Origin of the sequence: Limnohabitans sp. 15K, from assembly GCF_002778285.1 — a bacterium.
GTDB lineage: Bacteria > Pseudomonadota > Gammaproteobacteria > Burkholderiales > Burkholderiaceae_C > Limnohabitans_A.
The window spans coordinates 1598278-1617167 of the sequence record NZ_NESM01000001.1 but is presented as its reverse complement, the minus strand read 5'-3'; the positions used below and the strand labels follow the sequence as shown (position 1 = coordinate 1617167).

The following is an 18890-nucleotide window of genomic DNA, read 5'->3' as shown; positions in this document are numbered from 1 at the left end:
CGCAGGGGCGGCCTCCTACAGAGTCAATGCGGCGGGCCGGCATGGCTCAGCGCTTTTTGGGCTTGTCTGCCTTGGCAGGCTTGGCCGCTTTAGGCTTTGTCTTCGATTTGACCTTGTCTTTCGATGGGGTCTTCTTTTGTTTGGGAATCTTGGGGGTGTCTGCGCGGTCTTTGGGCGAGAGCAGCGTGCCACGGCAGTTCTTGGCACCACACCAGCAGGGGTACTCGGCCTTGAGCTTCTTGGTGTACGGCTCGTCAATGATCAGACCGTAGTCGTAGTTCAGCTCTTCACCGGCTTTGATGTTGCGGATCGCCTTGATGAAGATGCGGTCATTGTCTTCGTCGGCTTCGCAGTTGGGGTTGCAGCTGTGGTTGATCCAGCGTGAGGAGTTGCCGCCAAACAGCGCGTCGATGACACGGTCTTCGTTCACATGGAAGTAAAACGTGTGGTTCGGGTCTTCGGGGTCGTGGGGGTGGCGGTCTTGCGCCTCGTCCCAGCTGATGACCTCGCCCACGTACTCGATCAGGGTTTCGCCTTCAGCGATGTCCTGCAGCGCGAAGACGCCTTTGCCATGCACACCTGAGCGGCGCACCTGAATGCGTTTGCCTGAAGCAACAGCAGGTTTGTCGGTGGAGCGGCTGGGGGATGAAACAAGGGTTTTGGCCACGGCGTCAAAAATTTGTTATGGTGAATTCATGTGGGCGCGTGCGTGAGCGCGTGCCCGGGCGCGTGCGCACACGCGAGACAACGGATTGTAATGACATGAAGACACTGGTAATTGCAGAGAAGCCTTCGGTGGCTCAAGACATCGTTAAAGCCTTGACCCCGATCTCGGGCAAGTTCGAGAAACACGACGACCACTTTGAGAACGACACGTACGTCGTGACCAGCGCGGTGGGCCACTTGGTGGAGATCCAGGCCCCCGAGCAATACGACGTGAAACGCGGGAAGTGGAGCTTTGCCAATTTGCCGGTGATCCCGCCGCACTTTGACTTGAAGCCCGTGGACAAAACCAAGAGTCGCCTCTCCGCCGTGGTCAAGCAGGCCAAGCGCAAGGACGTGAACGCGCTCATCAACGCCTGTGACGCGGGCCGTGAGGGGGAATTGATCTTCCGCTTGATCGAGCAGTACGCCGGGGGCGCCAAAACCCTGGACAAGCCCGTGCAGCGCTTGTGGCTGCAGTCCATGACGCCCCAAGCCATTCGCGACGGCTTTGACAACCTGCGCACCAACACCCAGATGCAGGGCCTGGCCGACGCCGCCCGCAGCCGCTCGGAGGCCGATTGGCTGGTGGGCATCAACGGCACCCGCGCCATGACCGCCTTCAACTCGCGCGATGGTGGTTTCTTTTTGACCACCGTCGGTCGTGTGCAAACGCCCACCTTGGCCGTGGTGGTGGAGCGTGAAGAGCAGATCCGCAAATTCATCAGCCGCGACTATTGGGAAATCCACGCCGAGTTCGCTGCAGCTGCCGGCACCTATCCGGGCAAATGGTTCGACCCCAAGTGGAAAAAAGAAGAAGACGCCGAGAAGAAAGCCGACCGCAAATGGACGGCCGCTGAGGCGCAAGCCATTGTGGATGCGGTGCGCGGCAAAACGGCCAGCGTGACCGAGGAGGCTACGCCCACCACACAAGCCAGCCCTGGCCTGTTTGACCTGACCAGCTTGCAGCGCGAAGCCAACGGCAAATTTGGTTTTTCGGCCAAAACCACGCTGGCACTGGCCCAAAGCTTGTACGAGCGTCACAAAGCCCTGACTTATCCGCGTACCGACTCGCGTCACCTGCCCGAAGACTACGTGCCCGTGGCCAAGCAAACCTTCGAGATGCTGGCGGACAGCGGCATGAAGCACTTGGCCCCACACGCCCTCACAGCGCTCAATAACAACTATGTGCGCAAACTGCCACGGGTGTTTGACAACAAAAAGGTCTCAGACCACTTCGCCATCATCCCCACGCTGCAAGCGCCCAGCGGACTGTCCGAGGCCGAGCAAAAGCTGTACGACCTGGTGGTGCGCCGTTTCATGGCGGTGTTCTTCCCTAGCGCCGAATACCAAGTGTCCACCCGCATCAGCGTGGCTGCAGGCCACAGCTTCAAGACCGTGGGCAAGGTCTTGGTCAAGCCCGGTTGGCTGGCGATTTATGGCAAAGAAGCCGCAGAAGAAGTGGAAGACGCTAAAGATGGCGACAAAGGCCAGAACCTGGTGCCGGTGAAGCCGGGTGAACAGGTCGGTGTGGACTCGGTCGAGGCCAAGGGCCTGAAAACCCGTCCGCCTGCCCGCTATTCAGAAGCCACGCTGCTGGGCGCCATGGAAGGTGCGGGCAAGATGGTCGACGACGATGAACTGCGCGAGGCCATGCAAGAAAAAGGCTTGGGCACGCCAGCGACCCGCGCTGCCACGATCGAAGGTCTGATCAACGAGAAATACATGTTGCGCGAAGGCCGCGAGATGATCCCGACCGCCAAAGCCTTCCAGCTCATGACGCTGCTGCGCGGCCTGCAGGTGGAAGAACTGTCCAAGCCCGAACTGACGGGCGAATGGGAATACAAGCTGGCGCAGATGGAGCAAGGCAAACTCAGCCGCGCCACTTTCATGGCCGAGATCGCGGCCATGACCGAGCACATCGTCAAGAAAGCCAAAGAGTACGACCGCGACACCGTGCCCGGCGACTACGCCACCGTCACCACGCCCTGCCCCACCTGTGGTGGCGTGGTCAAAGAAAACTACCGCCGTTACACCTGCACGGGTGTGGATGGCGCCAGCGAAGGCTGCGGTTTCTCGTTTGGCAAGACGCCTGCAGGACGCACCTTCGAGCCTGCCGAAGTCGAGCAATTCATGCGCGACAAGAAGATTGGCCCTCTGGAGGGTTTCCGATCCAAAGCCGGTTGGCCTTTTGTGGCCGAGATGGCGCTCAAGTACAACGAAGAAGAAAAGAACTGGAAGCTCGAATTCGACTTCGGTGACGACAAGAAGAACGAAGAGAGCGGTGAGATTGTCGAGTTCACCGACGAGTCGCTGGGTGCTTGCCCCAAGTGCGGCAGCGCGGTGCACGAGCACGGCAGCAACTATGTGTGCAGCAAAGCCGTGCCCACGAACGAGCAACCCACGCCCAGCTGTGACTTCAAGAGCGGCAAGATCATCTTGCAGCAACCGGTGGAGCGCGAGCAGGTGACCAAGCTGCTGGTGACCGGCAAGACCGATTTGCTCGACAAGTTCATCAGCAACCGAACCCGCCGAAGCTTCAAGGCCATGCTGGCCTGGAACCCCGAAGAGGGCAAGGTGACGTTTGAGTTTGAGCAGCGCGAAGGCGGCAAGAAGTACCCACCCCGAAAGACGGCAGCCAAAAAGACGCCGTTTGGCAAGGTGGCGGTGAAGAAAGCTGCGGCCAAAACCACGGCAGCCAAAACACCCGCTGCCAAAAAAGCCGCCAAGACTGCTGCGCCCAAAGCGCCGCGCAAAGCGGCCGTGGGCACCTTGAAGCCCAGCACCTCATTGGCCGCCGTGATCGGTGACGGCACGTATGCCCGCACCGAGGTGGTCAAGAAAATCTGGGACTACATCAAGGCCAACAATTTGCAGGACCCGGCAGACAAGCGCTCCATCAAAGCCGACGGCAAACTGCAAGCGGTGTTTGGCAAGGACAGCGCTACCATGTTCGAGTTGGCCGGGATCATTGGCAAGCACCTGAGCTGAGCCTACAGATCCGAAGCTGAAAAAATGCTACGCCAGTCGTGGCATTTTTTTGGACATAAGCTGTCAGGGCGCGTGCAGCACCAGCTTGACCGGCAGTGCGGCCAGCAGTGGCTGAATGCTTGCCCAAAGAGCCAGTGGCGTCGCGCGGGCATCGACCTCGACAGGCCCATCGCCTGCCGCATGCAAGCTCGGCCATTGCGCAGCAGGCGTTTGCAAGGGTGTCAGCACCTGATGAATCAGGCCCTGCACCACCGCCGCTGTGGCCAGGGTGCGCAATTCGGGTTTGTAAATTTTCCCGACGTTGGTCACGGGCATGCGTTCAAGGATGGTGAGACTCTTGGGTTTGGCGGGGGCTTCGTCCACACGCTCGGCGGTAAAAGCCAGCAGCTCAGCTTCGCTGACCTGCGCTCCAGCCTTGAGCGTGGCAAATGCCACAGGCAGTTCACCCGCATAGGCATCAGGCGCACCCACGGCGGCGCACAAGTCCACCGCAGGGTGCGCCCCCAAAGCGTCTTCGATCACCTTGGGGTCGATGTTGTGCCCCCCACGAATGATCAAGTCTTTGGCGCGGCCCGACAGGTGTAATCGACCTTGTTCGTCGATGAAGCCCACATCGCCGGTGATGAGCCAACCGTCTGGCGTGAAACTGCGTGCGGTTTCAGCCGCATCCAAGTAGCCCGAGAACAAATTGGGGCCTTTGTAGAGCACCATGCCTTTGCCGCCAGCGGGCAGGTCTTGCCCGGTGGCTTGGTCGTCGCTGTTCAAGCCCACGATGCGCACCTGCGCATGTGGCAATGGCCAGCCCACGCAGCCTGCCGGGGCGCTCAGGCCAGGCGGGGCCACGGTGCTCAAACCTGCGGTCTCGGTCATGCCCAAGCTCTCGTTGATCTGCAGGCCAAAGGTTTGTTCAAAGCGCTGCGCCAATTCGGGGGGCAGCGGTGCTGCTCCCGTGCGCACAGAGCGCAGGCGTGAGATGTCCGCGCCATCCAGCGGCACCCCCGCCAAAGCGGCCAGCACGGTGGGCACGCCCGACATCAGTGTGCAACCATGGTGCTCTGCCAAGCGCCAATAGTTTTGCACCACTTCGCGGTTGCGAAACAGCGCAGCGGTGGGAATGATGACGTGCATGCCGATGGCCAGTGAACACAGTGCGCCAGGCAGCACACCGGCCACATGGAACAGCGGGTAGCCGTTCATCGTCACGTCGGTGGGCTGAAAGCCTTGCATCGTGGCGTTGGCCCACGCCGTGAAGACTTGCGCCCCATGGCTGTGCCGTGCCAGCTTGGGCGCACCGGTGGTGCCGCCCGTGTGAAAGTAAGCAGCAATGTCTTGAGGGCTGAACCCCCGATCGCTGAGCAGCCGGTCTGAGGCCTGTTGAGTCCGCAGGGCGTGAAAGTCTTGGGTGCCATCGGGCAGGGGCTGCGCCAAGGGCTCACCGTCTGGATGCACCCACAGCACGGTGTGCAAGTGGGGCAATTGGGCCTGCAAGCGCAGCGCTTTGGCGCGCATCTGGCTGTCGTCGTCCACGCCGTGAGCGATCAGCACCTTGGCTTGGCTGGCGCGCAGCAAAGACAGCAGTTTGTCTTCGCTCAGCAAGGGGTTGAGTGGCTGCACGATGCCAGCCGCCTCGCCACCCCACAGCGCCAAGTGGTAAGCCAAGCCGCCCGGCAACAAGATGGCCACCACGTCGTGCGGGCTTAAGTGCAAGCCGTGCAGCAGGTTGGCGGTTTGGTGGATGCCGTGCAGCAAGTCACGGTAGGTCCAGGTGGTGGACGCACCGCCGGGCTGGCCCGTGTGCAGGAAAGTCAGCGCAGGCCGATCAGCGTGAACTAAGGCACTGGCACGGATCAGGTCATAGGTGCTGGCCCAGGGCACGGCCTGGACTAAGGGTGTGGCCTCGATGCGGTGAATGTCGGCGAGGGCTTGGACGGGAGATGAAACAGTCAGGTGCATGCGTGATGGTAGCCAAGGCTTGCAGCCTGCTTTGTCACGCAGGTGGCTGATCTTGATGGATCGCCAGTGACGCTTTTATCAAGGCTGGAGCGTTTGAAGCGTTTGTGCGAGCTCGCGCATGCTTGGTCGTTGGCGTGGCTGCTCAGCCATGCAAGATCGGGCCAGCGCTTGCAAGGGCTGCAGCGATGGTTGATCAACCCGCGCATTGGCGGCGTCTGCCAACTCTTCCAGCAAACAACCGAAAGCCCGCACTTCCAGCGCGAAGAGGCTTGGGTGCCATTCAGCTTGCGCCATCGGCAGCCGCGTGGCCGCGCCAAAGTCCCCCAGCTGCGCTTGGCCGTGCATGGGGTCAATCAGGATGTTGTGCGCGTACAGATCGCCGTGCATCACACCCCGCTGGTGCAGATGCGCCACGGCACAGGCCACATCGCGAGCGATTTGCATGGCCATGGGCGCTGTCAGTGAAAAGCCTGGCGGATACACATCGCGCGTGCAGGTCTGCAAGCTGGGCGGCCCTGCCAGGTTGACGTGGTCGGGCGGGATCAGCGGCATCAATAAACCTTGCGCTTGCCCAGGGTGCTTGGACAACCGGGCCACGGGTGTAGTGAGCGTGGCGTGTTTTCCTGCGGCAAGGCTTGCGGCCATCTCGTCACCCGGTAAGCCATCGCTGGTCATGGCGCCTTTGAACAACTTGAGCGCCATCGGCTGTGGCCAGCCCGGGGCCTCCACCTGGTGGATGTGGCCCGAAGCGCCCTCGCCCAGAAGTGTGCCCAGCGTGAGTGACGTCCACGGCACTTCGGGCAAGGCCGTCTCATGGCTAAGAGCCCAGCCCATGGCGTTGCCCGCCAGCGACAGCCAAGCCAAGCTTGGCATGTCGGCCAGCCAGTCGGGCACTTGCTCCAAACGGTTGGCCGAGATGCGCAGCAACTCAAGGCTTTGAACCGCCTGCAGGCTGCCGGGCAAAGCGGTGAGTTGGTTGCCTGCCAACAGCAGTTTTTGCAGGGCTGGGCGCTGCCCGAGTTCTTTGGGTAATTGGCGAATGGCGTTGTCCGTCAGCGTCAACCAGCGCAAAGCGGGTGGCAGTGCGGCGGCAGGTACATCTGCAATGCGGTTGGCCTTGAAGCCGATCATTTGCAAAGTCGGGCAGTCGCCCAGCACTTCAGGCAGCACGGTGAAGGCGTTGTCCGAAGCAAACAGCACCAGCAGTTTGTGCAGGCGCGGCAGCTGGTGCGGCAAATTGCGTAGCCGGTTGCCGCTCAGGTTGAGCACCTCCAGCGTGTCGGCCAGGGCAAAAACTTCTTCTGGGAGCTCAGTCAAATCGCACGACAGATCGAGGCGACGGGTGCCAGCCAAAGCGCCGCTGCGCAGTTGTTCCAGTGTGTGCATGGGTCCCATTAGCCAATGAAAACGCCCATGAAAAGCATGGGCGTGGTCTGCCAATTGTCATGCATGCACGGGTGCCTTGGATCGACACCCTGAAGCAGTAAACCGTGGGCTTAAGCCTTGCCCACCACCCGCGCCATCTCCAGGCACTTGTTCGAGTAGCCCCACTCGTTGTCGTACCAGGCCATCACCTTGACGAAGGTGCTGTCGAGCGCCATGCCCGCTTCGGCGTCGAACACGCTGGTACACACCTCGCCCCGGAAATCGGTCGACACCACCTTGGCTTCGGTGTAACCCAACACGCCTTTCAGTGCGCCTTGGCTTTGCGCTTTCATTTCGGCACAAATCTCTGCATAGGTGGCCGGGGTGTTCAGCTCGGCCGTCAAATCGACCAGTGACACATCGCTGGTGGGCACACGCACCGCCACGCCCGTGAGCCGACCTTGGATCTCAGGAATCACAACACCCACCGCCTTGGCCGCGCCCGTGCTGCTGGGGATGATGTTTTCCAGAATGCCGCGCCCGCCGCGCCAGTCCTTGTTGCTGGGGCCATCCACGGTTTTTTGGGTGGCGGTGGTAGCGTGCACGGTGGTCATCAGGCCGCGCCTGATGCCCCATTTGTCGTTCAGCACTTTGGTGATGGGGGCCAGTGCGTTGGTCGTGCAGCTGGCGTTGCTGATGATGGCCTGACCCGCGTAGGACGCATGGTTCACGCCATAGACAAACATGGGTGTGTCGTCTTTGGACGGTGCGGACATCACCACTTTCCTAGCGCCCGCGCTCAGGTGTTTGCCCGCACTGTCCTTGTCGAGGAACAGGCCTGTGGACTCGATCACCACTTCCGCGCCCACCTCGTTCCACTTCAGCTTGGCCGGGTCGCGTTCTTGCGTCAAACGGATGCGTTGGCCGTTCACGATCAACGTGGACCCTTCCACCGACAAGGTGCCCTGAAAGCGCCCATGTACGCTGTCGTACTCCAGCATGTAGGCCAGGTATTCGGGCTCCAGCAAGTCGTTGATGCCCACGACCTCGATGTCCTTGAAATTTTGCACTGCTGCACGCAGCACCATGCGTCCAATACGGCCAAAGCCGTTGATGCCGATCTTGGTGGTCATGGGAGTTTCACTTTCATTGGAAGTCTAGATTCACCCTTTCCCTTTATAGAGGTGGGCGAGCGATGTAACCATCCTATGCGAGTTTGTGAAACTTTGTTACAACGCGCGGCCTGTCCCTCGGTTTGTTCTGGTTTAGTAACTTTTGGGTTTTTAAGATCACGTCGCAACGCTCATCCGTGTGCAGGCCAACAGACGGCGGCGCATGGGCGCTCAAAAATGGTTGGGTGAATCAGGTGCACATGGTTCACACCTCGGCGTATTCACCATTTTTTGAAAGTTCTTCCCATGACACTCGAATCCAAAACACCCGTGACACCTACATCTGCACCCACCCTGCTCAAGCCCGAGCAGCACCACAGCAAAGCCGCTGAACATCTGGAGTTGGCCGCCAAAGCACACAAAGAAGTGGCCAAACTGATCAGCGCCAACGACCACACGGGCGCACATGCGCATGTCGCAGTGGCCCATGAGCACCTGACCCATGCACATACCCATGCCGATGCCGCCAAAAAAGCCATGCCAGCTGCCAAGTAACTGACGCCTGTTGGTTGCAAAGCCGCCAGCCCTGACAGGGCTTGGCGGCTTTTCTTTGGACGGGTCCAGAAACGCCGTCACCTGCAGCGCACGGTTTCTGTGAGGTCCTGATAGAGTTAAATCCGCCCCTTGGCGGCCGCATTGATCAGCCACAAACCCTCACTGAAGTGAACGACCCATGAACACCCCCACTGCGAACTCCGACAGTCCTTCTGCACTGATGACGCCTGCAGAGTGGCAAGCGCGCCTGGATTTGGCAGCTTGTTACCGTTTGGTGGCCCACCATGGTTGGACGGATCTGATCTACACCCACATCTCCTTGCGAGTGCCTGGTACCGACCATTACCTGATCAACCCTTTCGGTTGGTCTTTTGACGAGATCACCGCTTCCAGTTTGGTCAAGATTGACAGCGACGGTCAAAAAGTGGGCGACAGCCCTCACGACGTGCACCGCGCAGGTTTTGTGATCCACAGCGCCATCCACACGGCACGCGACGATGCCCATTGTGTGTTGCACCTGCACACCCGTGCGGGCATGGCCATTTCCATGCTCAAGTGCGGCCTGCTGCCATTGAGCCAGCACGCCATGATGTTCCACGGCAAAGTGGCCTATCACGAGTCCGAAGGCTTGGCTGTGCAGCTGGACGAACGTCAACGGCTGGCCAGTGACTTGGGCGACAAAATGGTCATGATCTTGCGCAACCATGGCACGCTGGTCGTGGGCTATACCGTGGCCGAAGCCTTCAGCAGCATGTGGCACCTTGAAAAAGCTTGCCAAGCTCAGCTGGACGCCATGGCCTGCGGCCAAGAGCTGAACTTTCCGCCAGACGGCGTGGCCGAGCAAATCAGCCGATTGGGCTTCAACAAGGCGGCGCTTCGGGAATATCCCCAGGGACGAAGCCCGCTGGGGTGGAAAGAATGGCCTGCCATGCTGCGACTGGCCGACAAGGTCTCGCCGGGTTACGCGGTTTAACTACCGATCTGCGGCTCAATCGGCGTATTCCACCCCGATCGTCCAAGGGGTGAGCTCCTGTAAATTCATTGAACGGTTTTGGATCAAGTTTTGAAAAGAATAGATCAACAGGTCAAATCCCGCTGGGCCGTTTCAGTGCCGTTGCTCGGTCGGTGCTGAGCAACTCCACCTCGCGGCTTTGGTCCTTGCTGCGCACCGTGAGGGTCAAGCGGCTGCCGGCTGGCCCCAAGGCCCGCAGGCGGCGGTAAAAGTCAGGCAGGTCTTGTAGCGTTTGTCCTTGCAGGGCCAGCAAGGTGTCGCCCACGGCGATGCCTGCCTGCGCTGCGGGGCTGTCCGGCGATACACGCAATACGGCCAAGCCGCCGCTGGGCAAGCGCTGGCTGGTGATGCCCAGCCAAGGCGTGGCCGGGCCAGTTCGTCTGCCAGTGCGCACCAAGTCGGGCAGAGGGTCTTTGAGCAGGTTCACGGGCACAAACAAATTGCCCGGCAGCGGGACTTGGTCGCCGTAAACGTCTTGCACCAACAAGGAGCCGATGCCCACCAGCTGGCCCTGGGCGTCAAACAGCCCCGAGCCACTCCAGTTGTTCACGGCAGGTATCGTCATCAAGGGCGCTTCCAACAGGTATTCCCAGCTGCCTGCAAAAACCTTTCTGGAGACCAGCTCCAGCGCGGTGGGGGCGGTCTCGTTTTGGCCCAGTGTCCAGAGTTTGCCGGGTGTGGGCAGGCTGTCCGAGTCGCCCAGTGGCACGGCATCCAGGCGCAAGGAGATCAAGGTGCGGATCAGGCCCAGGCCAGTCAGGTTGTCCACAGCCCGCACTTGGCCAGGAATGCGTCGGCCTTGGTGGTCGATCAGGTCCACGCTTTCGGCTTCGAGCAGCAGATAGCCGATGGTCAGCACCAGGTCGGGGCCAATGACCACCCCCGAGCCTTCGCGGCGCTGGCCCAGGGTGCGGCTGGTGCTGGCTTGCGCGTCGCTGCGGCTTTGCACCGTCACCACCGATTGCAGGACCCGCCGCAGCGGCTCGGGCGGCAAGGCTTGAGACACCTCTTGTGTGGTGACTTGCGGTGTGACTTGGGGGCTGTCTTTCGCCGAGTCGGACTGCCCGGCAGTCTGCGCCCAGGCCAGGCTGCAAGACAACAGGCTGGCCAACAAAGCCGTGGCAAATGGGTGGCGCATGGTCATCCCCTTGAAAAAAAAGGTGCGCTCATACAGCGCATTCCCATTGTGGGCCGTGCCCCTTAACCCCATGCCCGCAGAGCCTACTGGCAGCAGAGCTGTGCAGACGGTGGCCAGTCGCCTCAGGCGGGAAAACGCTCGCGCAGTTTGAGCTTGTAGAACTTGCCGGTGGAGGTGCGCGGCACGGCGTCGATGAACTCGTAGCGGTCAGGCACCTGCCACTTGGCAAAGCCGTGCTGCAGCAAGTGCGCGGCAAAGTCTTCGGGCCGGGGCGCCTGACCTTGCGCTCGACCAGGTTTGAGCACGATGCAAGCCAGCGGCCGCTCGCTCCACTTGGGGTCGGGGATGGCGATCACGGCCGCTTCGGCCACGTCGAGGTGGGCCATCAAGGCGTTTTCCAGATCGACTGAGCTGATCCACTCGCCGCCGGACTTGATCAGGTCTTTGGTGCGGTCGGTGATGCGCACAAATCCCAAGGCGTCCACGCTGGCCACATCGCCGGTGCGCAGCCAGCCGTCGGCACTGAACTTGTCTTCGCTGACCGGCACCTGGTGGTAGCTGCCGGTGATGAAGGGCCCGCGAACCTGGATTTCGCCCACATGCTGCCCGTCCCAAGGGGCATCGAGTCCGTCCTCGCCTCGGATGCGCAGTTCGGTCAAGGGCACGGGTACGCCCGCCATGGCCGCGCGGCGGTAACGCTCGTCCATAGGCGCGTCTTTCAGCTCTGACTTGGGGTAAGACACGGTGCACAAAGGCGAGGTTTCGGTCATGCCCCAGCCTTGCAAAATCCAGATGCCGTGCCGGTCAAAGGCGCGGATTAGCGCTTCTGGCACCGCCGCACCGCCCACCAAAGAGCGCATGCCTGCGGGCAGTTTCCAGCGGCCGGGTTGGGTGGTTTGTGCGGCTTCGAAAGCCTGGATCAAGCCCATCCAGATGGTGGGCACGCCCAGCGACAGCGTGGGGGGCTCGGCCGTCATCAGGTCCAGCAAATCCTCTGGATGCAGGTGCGGCCCGGGAAACACGAGCTTCACGCCCATCATCACCGCCCCATAAGGAATGCCCCAGCTGTTGGCGTGGAACATGGGCGTGACGGGCAAGATCACATCGCTGCCTTTCAAGCCCCAAAAGTCGCCCAAGCAACCCACCAGCGTGTGCAAGATCGTGGAGCGGTGCGAATACACCACGCCTTTGGGACGGCCCGTGGTGCCCGAGGTGTAGCACATGGACACGGCGTCGTCTTCGGCATGCGGAGCGTATTGAAAACCCTGTGTGTCGGTGCTGGCCAGCAGCTGCTCGTAGTCGGTGAAGGGCGCGGGCACAGCAGCACCGGAAAACGGGAACACGATCACCTTTTCAAAGTGGTACAGGTGCGCAAACTGCTGGTACAGCGGCAGCAACACGTCGTCAATGATCAGCACCTTGTCTTGTGCGTCGTTGGCAATCCAGGCGATCTCTTCGGGTGACAGGCGCAGGTTGAGCGTGTGCATCACCCCACCTGCGGCCGGGATGCCGAAATAGCACTCCAGGTGCGCGTGGTGGTTCCAACACAGGGTTGCGACACGTTCACCTTTTTGCAAGCCCAGGTTTTGCAGGGCCTGCGCCAGTTGGCGCGTGCGTTGGTAAAACGCGCCGTAGCTGTGCCGCACCAGCGACTTGTCGGGCAGGCGCGAGACGATCTCGTTGCTGGCAAACAAAGTGCCCGCCCGTTCGAGCAAGTGGTTCAGCGACAGGGGCATCTGCATCATGGTGCTGCAGATGGGGGGCTGGGCGGCGGATGAAGAAGAAGGTGTGGTCATGTTGGGCGTCCGTTGAACTGCTCTGCCTAAATCATGCGGCCCACGATGCCCTAATTGGGCTAGGGAAAACCCAATGGCCGTTTCACTTATGGAACCAGCACACTGAAGTTTGAATGGCCCCTGTACGCAACATTCGCATCGCATTGGACAAAGCCAGCTTTGACGAGAGTTTTGTCAAAGTGGGCATCGTGCCGTGTGGCGGTGGGGCATGGTTGGCACGCGCCTTGCAAAGTCAAAAGGTCTTTCCTAACATCTATTTGTATAGACAGCAAGATGGTGCAATTCCCGATGCCTTTTGGGGCTAAGGGCGTGATCATGCACTTAGCTGGTGCGGATGTTGGGAGAGATGTTGTTTCCTGAACGCGAACAGCCTTTTCTTTTGGCCCCATCCTGTCTATACAAGTTGAGCGGCTGTTTGTGGTGGCTTTTTTCCCCGCTTGTCTGTGGCACTCCCGGCCATTCAAAGTGGACTTGATCAACAAAAAGGAGTTTCTTCATGCGTAAATCAAAAGTTAAATTCGCCTCGCTGCTCTTGGCCGGTGCGACCGCGGCCACTTTGGCCTTTCAAACGCAAGCCCAGGAGGTCAAGATCGCTTTGGGCATGTCCGGATGGACCGGTTTCGCGCCGCTCACGTTGGCAGACAAAGCCGGCTTGTTCAAGAAACACGGGTTGGATGTGGAACTGAAAATGATTCCCCAGAAAGACCGCCACCTGGCCTTGGCTTCCAAGGCCATTCAGTGCGCTGCCACCACGGTGGAAACTCATGTGGCCTGGAACACCAATGGTGTGCCCATCGTGCAGATTTTCCAGATGGACAAGTCGTATGGCGCTGACGGCATCGCGGTGCGCGGCAACATCAACAACTTTGCCGATCTCAAGGGCAAGACCATTGGCGTGGACGCCCCTGGCACTGCGCCCTTCTTTGGCTTGGCCTGGATGTTGAGCAAAAACGGCATGAGCCTGAAAGACGTCAAGCTCACCACGATGTCGCCACAAGCCGCCGCCCAAGCTTTTGTAGCGGGTCAAAACGATGCGGCCATGACGTATGAGCCCTACCTGTCCACCGTGCGCAGCAACCCGCAGGCCGGCAAAATTTTGGCGACCACGCTCGACTACCCCATGGTCATGGACACCGTGGGTTGCGCGCCCGAGTGGCTCAAGGCCAATCCCAAGGCCGCGCAGTCATTGGCCAATGCCTACTTTGACGCTTTAGAGATGATCAAGACCGACCCGACCAAGTCCAACGAGATCATGGGCGCAGCCGTCAAACAAACCGGCGAGGCCTTTGCCAAGTCATCGGCCTTCCTGCGCTGGCAAGACAAAGCGGCCAACCAGAAGTTCTTTGCGGGCGAGCTGCAAAGCTTCATGAAAGACGCCGCGGCCATCTTGCTCGAAGCCGGTGTGATCCGCAAGGCACCAACCGAGTTCGTGTCCATGTTTGACACCAGCTTCATCAAGTAAAACGATGACGAACGCACACACGGCTTCGGCCCCTGCGAACGCCGTGCGGCGCGCTCGCCGCGCACTGGCTCCTTTGGAGCCGGTGAGCGGCCAAGCCCGCTGGGTGTTGGGCATTGGGTTTTTCATTTTGTTCTTTGCCGTCTGGGCGTTCTTCACGCTGGGCGGCTATGTCTCGCCCACCTTTTTGGCCAGCCCGGTGACCATGGTGCAAGAGGCCATCCTCTTGTTCACCCAATTCAATTTCATGTTCGACATTGGCATGACGATTTGGCGCGTTCTGGCCGGTTTCATTTTGGCCACCTTGATCGCCGTGCCCCTGGGCATTGCCATGGGCGCGCACAAAGGGGTCGAGGCTTTCCTCGAACCCTTCGTGTCCTTTTGCCGTTACCTGCCTGCCTCAGCCTTCATTCCTCTGCTGATTTTGTGGGCGGGTATTGGCGAGCTGCAAAAAGTGCTGGTGATTTTCATCGGCTCGGTGTTCCAGATCGTGTTGATGGTGGCGGTGTGTGTGGGCGCGGCGCGGCGCGACTTGGTCGAAGCCGCCTACACCTTGGGTGCCAATCCGGCGGGCATTGTCAAGCGCGTCTTGATCCCCGGCGCAGCGCCTGAGATCGCCGAGATCTTGCGCTTGGTCTTGGGCTGGGCCTGGACCTATGTGATCGTCGCCGAGCTGATTGGTTCATCTTCGGGCATTGGTCACATGATCACCGACAGCCAGGCGCTCTTGAACACCGGCCAAATCATCTTCGGCATCATCGTCATCGGCCTCATTGGCCTGGTGTCTGACTTCGCCTTCAAGGCGCTCAATCGCCGTTTGTTTGCCTGGAGTTCACTGTGAGCAGCCAACTGTCCATTCAAGGCGTCTCACGCGTCTTCACCTCGCCCCAAGGCTTGGCCACGCAGGCCCTCACGCCCGTGGATTTTGAAGTGCGCGAAAACGATTTCGTCACCATCCTCGGCCCCTCGGGTTGTGGCAAATCCACCTTGCTGCGCATCGTGGCGGGGCTGGACCAGCCCACCACCGGCCAGGTGCTGCTGGATGGCCAATCGGTGCAAGGTCCGGGCGCCGACCGGGGCATGGTGTTTCAGAGCTACACGCTGTTTCCGTGGCTCACCATTGAGCAAAACATCCGCTTTGGCCTGCGCGAGCGCGGCATGCCCGAGCGCGACCAAAAAGAGCGGGCCGATTACTTCATTGCCAAAGTCGGCTTGCGCGGTTTTGAGCAGCACTTTCCCAAGCAGCTGTCGGGCGGTATGCAGCAGCGCACCGCGATTGCACGCGCCTTGGCCAACGACCCCAAAATTTTGTTGCTCGACGAGCCCTTTGGTGCCCTGGACAACCAGACCCGGGTGCTGATGCAAGAGCTGCTCTTGGGCATTTGGGAATCCGCCCAAAAAACCGTGCTGTTCGTCACGCACGACATCGATGAAGCCATCTTCATGGCCAACCGCGTGGCGGTGTTCAGCGCGCGGCCCGGTCGCATCAAGACCGAGTTGGCGGTGGATTTTCCGCACCCTCGGCATTACACGATCAAGACATCGCCGGAGTTCATGGCCCTCAAAGCGCGATTGACCGAAGAGATCCGCGCCGAGTCCATGGCCACCGATGTGCATTGATTGCCTGACTTTGCCAACTCTGAACACGCTGCCATGACCCGCCTGCTTGCCCCACGCAATCGCGCTGTTCATGCGCCACGCCCCGTGGCGGGTGAGCCCGTGGCCTTGTTCCAGCAGATCAAAGACCACATTGCTCGCCAGATCCAGGATGGCACGCTGCGCGCAGGTGACCGCCTGCCGTCTGAGCACGAACTGGTGGCGCAGTTTGGCATCTCGCGCATGACCGTCAACCGGGCGCTGCGAGAACTTGTCGCTCAAGGGCGCATCGTGCGCGTGGCAGGTGTGGGCAGTTTTGTGGCCGAAAAAAAACCGCAATCCACTTTGCTGCAAATCGTCAACCTGGCCAGCGAGATTCGCCAACGCGGCCACGACTATGCCTGCGAAATGCTGGTGGTCGAACGTGTCGCAGCCACCCTCGAAGTGGCAGCGGCTTTGAATGTGCGCACGGGCGAATCGGTGTTCCATTCGGTGTGCGTGCACCTGGAAGACGGCGTGCCCATCCAGCTTGAAGACCGTTTTGTCAACCCGCAGGTGGTGCCCGACTTTGCGCAGCAAGACTTCAGCGCGCAGCAGCCGTCCGAGTTTTTGCTGCGCACCGTGCCCTTTGACGAAATCGAGCATGTGGTCGATGCCGTCTTGCCTACGGCCGAACAGGCGCAGCGCCTGCAGATGGACGCGGCCGAGCCCTGCTTGTTGCTCACGCGCCGCACCTGGACGCAAGGCACGCCCGTGACCCTGGTGCGGTGCTTGCACCCCGCCAGCCGATACCGTTTGGGCAGCCGCTACCAATCCAGCGGCAACCCGATTTCTACCTGACCGAATTGTTGCCCCTTTCTAGGAGTTCACCATGTCTTCTCTCACCGATCCCCGCCTTGACACGACCCGTGTGGTGCGTGCCCCCCGTGGCAGCGAATTGACCTGCAAAAACTGGGTCACCGAAGCGGCTTACCGCATGGTCCAGAACAACCTCGACCCCGAAGTGGCCGAGAACCCGCAAAGCCTGGTGGTGTACGGCGGCATTGGCCGCGCTGCGCGCGACTGGGCCTGCTTTGACCAGATCCTGGCCTCGCTCAAAGACCTGAACGAAGACGAGTCCTTGCTGATCCAGTCGGGCAAGCCTGTGGGCGTGTTCAAGACGCACGCCAATGCGCCGCGCGTGCTGATCGCCAACTCCAACCTCGTGCCCAAGTGGGCCAACTGGGAGCACTTCCATGAACTCGACCGCAAGGGCTTGTTCATGTATGGGCAGATGACCGCAGGCTCTTGGATTTACATCGGCACCCAAGGCATCGTGCAAGGCACTTTTGAGACCTTCGTCGAGGCTGGCCGCCAGCACTACAACAACGATTGGACAGGCCGCTGGATTCTCACTGCGGGCCTGGGTGGCATGGGCGGTGCGCAGCCTTTGGCAGCCACTTTGGCGGGGGCTTGCTCGCTCAACATCGAATGCCAGCAAAGCAGCATCGACTTCCGTTTGCGCACCCGCTATGTGGACAAGCAGGCCAAAGACCTCGACGACGCACTCGCATTGATCAAACACCATACCGCCGCCAAAGAGGCGATCTCGATTGCCCTGCTGGGCAACGCGGCGGAGATCTTGCCCGAGCTGGTGCGCCGCGCCCAAGCCGGTGGCATGCGCCCCGACCTGGTGACCGACCAAACTTCGGCGCACGACCTGATCAACGGCTACCTGCCACCAGGCTGGACTGTGGCGCAATGGAAAGACGCACAGCTCGACCCAACGCAGCACGCCCGCCTGAAGCAAGCCGCTTCGCAAGGCTGCGCCACCCAGGTGCAAGCCATGCTGGACTTCCAGGCCCTGGGCATCCCCACGGTGGATTACGGCAACAACATCCGTCAGGTGGCTTTTGACCATGGCGTGAAAAACGCCTTTGATTTCCCTGGCTTTGTGCCCGCCTACATCCGCCCCATGTTCTGCGAAGGCAAGGGTCCGTTCCGTTGGGTGGCCTTGTCGGGCGACCCCGAAGACATCTACAAAACCGATGCCAAGATCAAGGAACTGTTTCCGAACAACGCGCACACCCACCGCTGGCTGGACATGGCGCGTGAGCGCATCAGCTTTCAGGGCCTGCCCGCACGCATTTGCTGGCTGGGCTTGGGTGAGCGGCACCTGGCTGGGCTCGCCTTCAATGAGATGGTGCGCACAGGCGAGCTCAAAGCCCCCATCGTGATCGGGCGCGACCACTTGGACACCGGCTCGGTGGCCAGCCCGAACCGCGAGACCGAAGCCATGAAAGACGGCACCGACGCCGTGAGCGACTGGCCGCTGCTGAACGCACTGCTCAACACCGCAGGCGGCGCCAGCTGGGTCAGTCTGCACCATGGCGGCGGCGTGGGCATGGGTTATTCGCAGCACTCGGGTATGGTCATCGTGGCCGACGGCACCGACGCCGCGGCCGAGCGCTTGGCGCGCGTGCTGGTCAACGACAGCGGCTCGGGCGTGATGCGCCACGCCGATGCCGGCTACGAGCTGGCTGTGGCCACGGCCAAAAAGCAAGGGCTGAAGCTGCCCATGATCAAGTGATGTGCATCGGGTCTGACGCCTGCAAGGGGCTGGCCCATGACCAGCCACCTTTTTGAATGCCCATGGCACTGCACCGATTCGATGTGGATGATTTACCGGCCACGCCCTGGAAGAACGGCGGCGGTGTGACGCGCGAGATCGTCTGCCAGCCCCATGGCGCAGGCATGACCGATTTTGATTGGCGTGTGAGCATTGCGCACATTGCCAGTGACGGGCCGTTTTCGGCTTTTCCGGGCGTTGACAGGGTCATCACTTTGTTGAGTGGCGGGGGTGTACATTTGCAAAGCGAGGGTGGCGATGTGCAGCACCGCCTGGACACCCCGCTGGCCCCGTTTGCGTTTGCGGGCGAGGCGCCCATCAATGCCCGTCTGCTGGCGGGCGACTGTCACGATTTCAACGTCATGACCCGACGCGCTGTTTGCAGTGCTTCTCTGCAGCTGGTGCGCAGTGCCTGCGATGGGCCAGCTGCGTCGCAGGGCTTGTTGTTGGCGGTGCAAGGGCATTGGTTGCTGGAAGGCGCAAGCACGCAGACGCTCGTGCCGCAGCAAGGCCTGTGGTGGTCTGATGCGTCTTTGGCATGGCGACTGCGCCCGCAAAGCCCCGATGCCGCGCTGCTCGCATTGACACTTCAATTTCACTGAT

Annotated in this window: 15 protein-coding genes and 1 pseudogene; 10 read left to right on the top strand and 6 right to left on the bottom strand. The window is 60.8% G+C overall.

Going from position 1 to position 18890, the window contains the following annotated elements; translation table 11 throughout:
- Positions 1 to 46: 46 nt before the first annotated feature.
- A complete protein-coding gene (locus tag B9Z40_RS07645; protein WP_100172609.1) occupies positions 47 to 667 on the bottom strand; it encodes an SET domain-containing protein in 621 nt (206 codons plus the stop codon).
- 95 nt (positions 668 to 762) lie between these two features.
- On the opposite strand from B9Z40_RS07645, the gene B9Z40_RS07640 reads away from it, so the two are divergent.
- Entirely contained in the window at positions 763 to 3693 is a 2931-nt protein-coding gene (locus B9Z40_RS07640) for a DNA topoisomerase III (RefSeq protein WP_100172608.1), read from the top strand.
- Positions 3694 to 3756: 63 nt separating this feature from the next.
- Here B9Z40_RS07640 and B9Z40_RS07635 read toward each other — a convergent pair whose 3' ends face one another.
- From B9Z40_RS07635 to gap, 3 genes are all read right to left on the bottom strand, one after another.
- Complete coding sequence (locus tag B9Z40_RS07635) at positions 3757 to 5646, bottom strand: acyl-CoA synthetase (protein ID WP_100172607.1); 1890 nt, start codon at positions 5644 to 5646, stop codon at positions 3757 to 3759.
- A gap of 78 nt (positions 5647 to 5724) precedes the next feature.
- Complete coding sequence (locus tag B9Z40_RS07630) at positions 5725 to 7032, bottom strand: leucine-rich repeat-containing protein kinase family protein (RefSeq protein WP_100172606.1); 1308 nt, start codon at positions 7030 to 7032, stop codon at positions 5725 to 5727.
- Positions 7033 to 7142: 110 nt separating this feature from the next.
- Entirely contained in the window at positions 7143 to 8144 is a 1002-nt protein-coding gene (gene gap / locus B9Z40_RS07625; RefSeq protein ID WP_100172605.1) for a type I glyceraldehyde-3-phosphate dehydrogenase, read from the bottom strand.
- A 285-nt stretch (positions 8145 to 8429) separates the two neighbouring features.
- Here gap and B9Z40_RS07620 point away from each other — a divergent pair, with 285 nt between their 5' ends.
- Entirely contained in the window at positions 8430 to 8678 is a 249-nt protein-coding gene (locus B9Z40_RS07620) for a hypothetical protein (protein ID WP_199172505.1), read from the top strand.
- Positions 8679 to 8856: 178 nt separating this feature from the next.
- Positions 8857 to 9651 carry a class II aldolase/adducin family protein gene (locus B9Z40_RS07615; RefSeq protein WP_100172604.1) on the top strand — a complete coding sequence of 265 codons (795 nt, stop codon included), beginning with the start codon at positions 8857 to 8859 and terminating at the stop codon, positions 9649 to 9651.
- Positions 9652 to 9763: 112 nt separating this feature from the next.
- On the opposite strand, the gene B9Z40_RS07610 is transcribed toward B9Z40_RS07615, so the two are convergent.
- Both B9Z40_RS07610 and B9Z40_RS07605 read right to left on the bottom strand, forming a co-directional pair.
- Entirely contained in the window at positions 9764 to 10828 is a 1065-nt protein-coding gene (locus B9Z40_RS07610; protein ID WP_158238067.1) for a S1C family serine protease, read from the bottom strand.
- 122 nt (positions 10829 to 10950) lie between these two features.
- Complete coding sequence (locus tag B9Z40_RS07605) at positions 10951 to 12624, bottom strand: long-chain fatty acid--CoA ligase (RefSeq protein WP_100172602.1); 1674 nt, start codon at positions 12622 to 12624, stop codon at positions 10951 to 10953.
- Positions 12625 to 12752: 128 nt separating this feature from the next.
- On the opposite strand from B9Z40_RS07605, the pseudogene B9Z40_RS17430 reads away from it, so the two are divergent.
- The 7 genes and pseudogenes from B9Z40_RS17430 to B9Z40_RS07570 all read left to right on the top strand — a co-directional run.
- A pseudogene (locus B9Z40_RS17430) lies at positions 12753 to 12839 on the top strand (enoyl-CoA hydratase); the annotation flags it as partial.
- A 281-nt stretch (positions 12840 to 13120) separates the two neighbouring features.
- Entirely contained in the window at positions 13121 to 14086 is a 966-nt protein-coding gene (locus B9Z40_RS07595) for an ABC transporter substrate-binding protein (RefSeq protein ID WP_100172600.1), read from the top strand.
- A gap of 4 nt (positions 14087 to 14090) precedes the next feature.
- Positions 14091 to 14924 carry an ABC transporter permease gene (locus B9Z40_RS07590; protein ID WP_100172599.1) on the top strand — a complete coding sequence of 278 codons (834 nt, stop codon included), beginning with the start codon at positions 14091 to 14093 and terminating at the stop codon, positions 14922 to 14924.
- Positions 14921 to 15703 carry an ABC transporter ATP-binding protein gene (locus B9Z40_RS07585; RefSeq protein ID WP_199172504.1) on the top strand — a complete coding sequence of 261 codons (783 nt, stop codon included), beginning with the start codon at positions 14921 to 14923 and terminating at the stop codon, positions 15701 to 15703. The genes B9Z40_RS07590 and B9Z40_RS07585 overlap by 4 nt, the downstream gene beginning before the upstream one ends.
- 33 nt (positions 15704 to 15736) lie before the next feature.
- Entirely contained in the window at positions 15737 to 16519 is a 783-nt protein-coding gene (gene hutC / locus B9Z40_RS07580; RefSeq protein WP_100172988.1) for a histidine utilization repressor, read from the top strand.
- 31 nt (positions 16520 to 16550) lie between these two features.
- Entirely contained in the window at positions 16551 to 18248 is a 1698-nt protein-coding gene (hutU, locus tag B9Z40_RS07575; RefSeq protein WP_100172597.1) for a urocanate hydratase, read from the top strand.
- 62 nt (positions 18249 to 18310) lie between these two features.
- Entirely contained in the window at positions 18311 to 18889 is a 579-nt protein-coding gene (locus B9Z40_RS07570; protein ID WP_100172987.1) for a HutD family protein, read from the top strand.
- Position 18890: the final 1 nt, after the last annotated feature.

Coding starts and splice junctions, on each gene's coding strand:
- B9Z40_RS07640 (WP_100172608.1), top strand. CDS start 763: ATGAAGACACTGGTAATTGCAGAGAAGCCTTCGGTGGCTCAAGACATC.
- B9Z40_RS07635 (WP_100172607.1), bottom strand. CDS start 5,646: ATGCACCTGACTGTTTCATCTCCCGTCCAAGCCCTCGCCGACATTCAC.
- B9Z40_RS07630 (WP_100172606.1), bottom strand. CDS start 7,032: ATGCACACACTGGAACAACTGCGCAGCGGCGCTTTGGCTGGCACCCGT.
- gap (WP_100172605.1), bottom strand. CDS start 8,144: ATGACCACCAAGATCGGCATCAACGGCTTTGGCCGTATTGGACGCATG.
- B9Z40_RS07620 (WP_199172505.1), top strand. CDS start 8,430: ATGACACTCGAATCCAAAACACCCGTGACACCTACATCTGCACCCACC.
- B9Z40_RS07615 (WP_100172604.1), top strand. CDS start 8,857: ATGAACACCCCCACTGCGAACTCCGACAGTCCTTCTGCACTGATGACG.
- B9Z40_RS07610 (WP_158238067.1), bottom strand. CDS start 10,828: ATGCGCCACCCATTTGCCACGGCTTTGTTGGCCAGCCTGTTGTCTTGC.
- B9Z40_RS07605 (WP_100172602.1), bottom strand. CDS start 12,624: ATGACCACACCTTCTTCTTCATCCGCCGCCCAGCCCCCCATCTGCAGC.
- B9Z40_RS07595 (WP_100172600.1), top strand. CDS start 13,121: ATGCGTAAATCAAAAGTTAAATTCGCCTCGCTGCTCTTGGCCGGTGCG.
- B9Z40_RS07590 (WP_100172599.1), top strand. CDS start 14,091: ATGACGAACGCACACACGGCTTCGGCCCCTGCGAACGCCGTGCGGCGC.
- hutC (WP_100172988.1), top strand. CDS start 15,737: ATGACCCGCCTGCTTGCCCCACGCAATCGCGCTGTTCATGCGCCACGC.
- hutU (WP_100172597.1), top strand. CDS start 16,551: ATGTCTTCTCTCACCGATCCCCGCCTTGACACGACCCGTGTGGTGCGT.
- B9Z40_RS07570 (WP_100172987.1), top strand. CDS start 18,311: ATGGCACTGCACCGATTCGATGTGGATGATTTACCGGCCACGCCCTGG.